Origin of the sequence: Mangrovimicrobium sediminis (assembly GCF_004745945.1) — a bacterium.
Classification (GTDB): Bacteria; Pseudomonadota; Gammaproteobacteria; order Pseudomonadales; family Halieaceae; genus Mangrovimicrobium; species Mangrovimicrobium sediminis.
This window is the reverse complement of the sequence record NZ_SRLE01000026.1, coordinates 1-3429: the sequence shown is the minus strand read 5'-3', so window position 1 is coordinate 3429 and position 3429 is coordinate 1. Positions and strand designations below refer to the sequence as shown.

Genomic DNA, 3429 nt, shown 5'->3' with positions numbered 1-3429 from the left:
CAAATGAACCGGCGCTTCGCTCAGCTCTCGCATCGTATATCAACGGCTTCTACAATCAGGAGAGTCTGGATTCTGGAATTGCTTATATGGGCCCTGCCGAGTATGAAGCTGATGCGGCCTAATCCAGTGTCCGTTTTATCGGGTGAAGATCACCCTGCCGAGTATGAAGCTGATGCGGCCTAATCCAGTGTCCGTTTTATCGGGTGAAGATCAGCGCTTCGCGCCGGGACCCGCTAACGCGGGCCCCTGCTTGAAGCGGTCACACCTAGGAGAGAACGTATGGAGAAGGAAGTTGAGCTAAAAAAGATATTTCAGAAACTTCGGGCAGGAAGCATCCCAGAGCAAGAGATTCTTGAGCTATCGAATAAATTGAATGAAAGTGATGTTGACTGGATACTGTCAATCATCAAGGTATTAGAAAGTCCTCATGACTGTTTCGGGGAGGATATCGAGCTGGAAGAGTCAGCTGATAAAGACGCAGAGGTTATCGTAAAAGGCTTTTTCCAGTTTGTTGACCTCGTGAGCGGATTGATAATTAAGTTGGGCGATGCTGGTATTTCAAAAGCTAATTCCTTTGATGGAGGGAGTTCAGAATATGTACCTTGGGTTCTTAGGTATTGTTCAGATACTCGCTTCCAGAAAGATATCAAAGAGAATTTCCCATTTTTAGGCATATAGTGCTAACAAGGCGCAGCAACGGACCTCCGGCAATTGTCTCCTTTTGTGCGCGGCGTTACAGCGCCGAGTATCATATTCAAATTTCAATAATTTAAACGGATATACAATCGATATGTTCAGTCACGTAATGGTAGGTAGTGATAATGTTGAATTATCCAAAGTGTTTTACGATAAATTGCTAGACGTACTAGGCTATCGCGAAGGGATTATTGATGAAAAGGGTCGTTGTTTTTATATAGCTAAGTCTGGTGTCTTTGCCATATCAAAGCCAATTGATGGCCGGTCGATGACTCATGCAAATGGAGGCACAATTGGTTTTATTGCGGATTCACCTAGTAAAGTTGACGAATGGCATGCTGTAGGTATTGCGAATGGAGGCAGTGAATGCGAAGAGCCGCCAGGAATTCGAGAAAATGTCTTTGGTAGGTTGTATGTGGCCTATTTGCGAGACCCCTATGGCAACAAAATATGTGCCTTACACAGAGTCAATGAATAAAAGCTTATAGAGCTCAATTTGCTATAACAAAGTGCACAACCTGACCCAGCTACGCTCCACCCACTTTTGATTCGCTGTGCTCATTTTATCAAAAGTCGGCTCCACTACGCCCGGCAGGTTAGCACAGCGTTATGTTCTTCCAGCACAATAAGAGAGATTGAGTGAATGAACAAAAATGATTTAAAGGAAGTGGCGAATCAACTTTCATGCCCAAGTGGTGAAAACGGCGTCTTGTTTGGTGAAAGAATGAATGAAAGCAATGCGGTTATGATTTCTCGTTGTATATCTTGCTTATCTCCCGTAAATGGAGAAGCTATACTCGAAATCGGGCTGGGAAATGGCGCTTTGTCATGCCCGATTGTCGAGGCTGTGGGAAATGAAGGAAGATACATTGGTTTAGAGCATTCTGAGACAATGGCATCTGAAGCCTTAACGATACTAAGCCAAATAAATCCAGAAATCATAGATATAAAAATTGGAAACTGTTTAGAGGCTGACATTCCGCAAAGGAAAATTAATGGGCTGCTGGCTGTAAATGTCCTTTACTTCATTGACGATTTAGACTTACTTTTTCAAAAAATAGCTAACTGGCTGGTTGCAGGTGGGCGAATTGTTTTTGGTCTAAGGCCTCAGGGCCTACTTCAGCGTATGCCCTTTAGCGAACATGGCTTCAATATACGCCCTCTAGATGAAATTATCGAAAAATTGGCCGCAAGAAAATTTGCGAATATTCATGCTGAATATATATCAGAGGATATTAAGTCTCCCCAAGGAGATACAAACCAAATGGGTTTTGTTGTTCTAACAGCGTCCATTGAAAAGTAGTACACATAACAAGCTAATCAACGCCCGCCAGCAAGCTGGCTCGGACCTCCACTCCGGCGTTTCACGCCTGCGTTGCGGCCCGTTATAAGGGCGTTATGCGAACGTAGCTAAGTGGGAATATTGATGATTAAAACTACAATCTGTATAAAAAGAAAAGTCGGTATTACAAGAAAGGAATTCTTTGAATACTGGTACAACGAACATGCAAATCTCATCAAGGAGCTGAAAGACGACCTAAAGATTGCTAGATACGTCCAATCGCATTCGATCGACAACGAAGTGAGTGAATCTCTAAGAGCATCTAGAGGTGGCCCAGAAATGTTTGACGGTATTGGCGAAGCATGGTTTGAGTCAATGGAGGTACTTTCGTCTCTTGGCCAGGATGAGGCAGCTTTAAAGGCGCTAGTCACCTTAATTGAAGACGAAAAGCAATTTATAGACTTGGAAAACTCTCCATTCTGGGTAGCTGAAGAAAAAGAGATTTTCTAAAAATCGCATAACAAGTCAAGGCAGCAAGGGCGCTTCCGCGGGCCCCTGCTTGAAGCGCTTGGAGAAATAGCGGATGGATTGAATTGATGTTAAGAAGCGGCAGCTACACCAAACCAAAACCACACTCATTAATTGGTGCGTTGATAGTTTCGGTCTTGGTTTGGGCAGGAGCTTATATATCTAGCTTTGTAGGCTACCTTTTGGCGCTACTTAGTTTGGTCATGATCATAGTGGTGGTGATTACTGATTCCGTCTGGCCTACAGAGAGAAAGCAAGAAAACGCCGTGGTATTCGCGTTATTCTGGGGTTGCATGATCGGCGGTATTTTGCCATTCATAATTGTTAAATATGTGGAGGGCGGGTTTGAGGCGCTTTACGAACTGCTCTGAAACAAGCCATAGCAGTGCCAAGCACTATAGCGCTGCTGCGCAGCGCGCGGACCTCCATTTCGGGGCTTTTCCCCACATCGCGTCCCGTGCTGGCGTCGTTATGAGAGGTAGATGGGTCTAGACATTTGAAAACTATCGTTGCTCTCCTGTTTATTTTAATTTTTGTTTCGATACTTATAGTGACGCTCGTTTGGTTTTTCAACGTCTCCAGGCTTTTTAAATATCTGCGAGACAATCATACTGAAGAATATATTGCGATGGGTCAGCCATCAATGTTCATGAGCGGTCCTCCGGCAACCAAGGGGCTCTTTATGCGTTTCCTGCGGAGCAATCGACCGGTGGACTTGGGTGATAAATTGCTGATAAGAAAATGTAGCTTCTTGAAGCGTCTCTATATTGCTTTTTGGGGGCTTGTAGGTGCTCTATTTATAGTTGGAGCTATTGGTGTAAATACAAGCTCATAACAAGTCAAGACAGTGAGAACGTGAACTCATCGGTTAGTTCGGGTACCACAATTTAACTAGGATTTTCGCCAAGCCAAGCCAAGCCAAG

At 44.2% G+C, this 3429-nt stretch carries 6 protein-coding genes; all 6 read left to right on the top strand.

Annotated elements, in window-relative coordinates; translation table 11 throughout:
* Positions 1 to 279 precede the first annotated feature (279 nt).
* Positions 280 to 678, top strand: coding sequence for a hypothetical protein (locus tag E4634_RS20950; protein WP_135446643.1), 399 nt, complete (start codon positions 280 to 282; stop codon positions 676 to 678).
* A 112-nt stretch (positions 679 to 790) separates the two neighbouring features.
* Complete coding sequence (locus tag E4634_RS20945; protein ID WP_135446642.1) at positions 791 to 1174, top strand: VOC family protein; 384 nt, start codon at positions 791 to 793, stop codon at positions 1172 to 1174.
* A gap of 165 nt (positions 1175 to 1339) precedes the next feature.
* Positions 1340 to 1999, top strand: a complete 660-nt coding sequence (locus E4634_RS20940) for a class I SAM-dependent methyltransferase (RefSeq protein WP_135446641.1) — start codon at positions 1340 to 1342, stop codon at positions 1997 to 1999.
* 123 nt (positions 2000 to 2122) lie between these two features.
* The gene (locus E4634_RS20935; protein ID WP_135446640.1) at positions 2123 to 2488 is read left to right on the top strand and encodes an EthD domain-containing protein; all 366 of its coding nucleotides are present in this window, start codon (positions 2123 to 2125) and stop codon (positions 2486 to 2488) included.
* Positions 2489 to 2574: 86 nt separating this feature from the next.
* Positions 2575 to 2877 (top strand): hypothetical protein, encoded by a 303-nt coding sequence (locus E4634_RS20930; protein WP_135446639.1) that lies wholly within the window; start codon positions 2575 to 2577, stop codon positions 2875 to 2877.
* Positions 2878 to 3002: 125 nt separating this feature from the next.
* Positions 3003 to 3341 (top strand): hypothetical protein, encoded by a 339-nt coding sequence (locus tag E4634_RS20925; RefSeq protein ID WP_135446638.1) that lies wholly within the window; start codon positions 3003 to 3005, stop codon positions 3339 to 3341.
* The last annotated feature ends 88 nt before the right edge of the window (positions 3342 to 3429 follow it).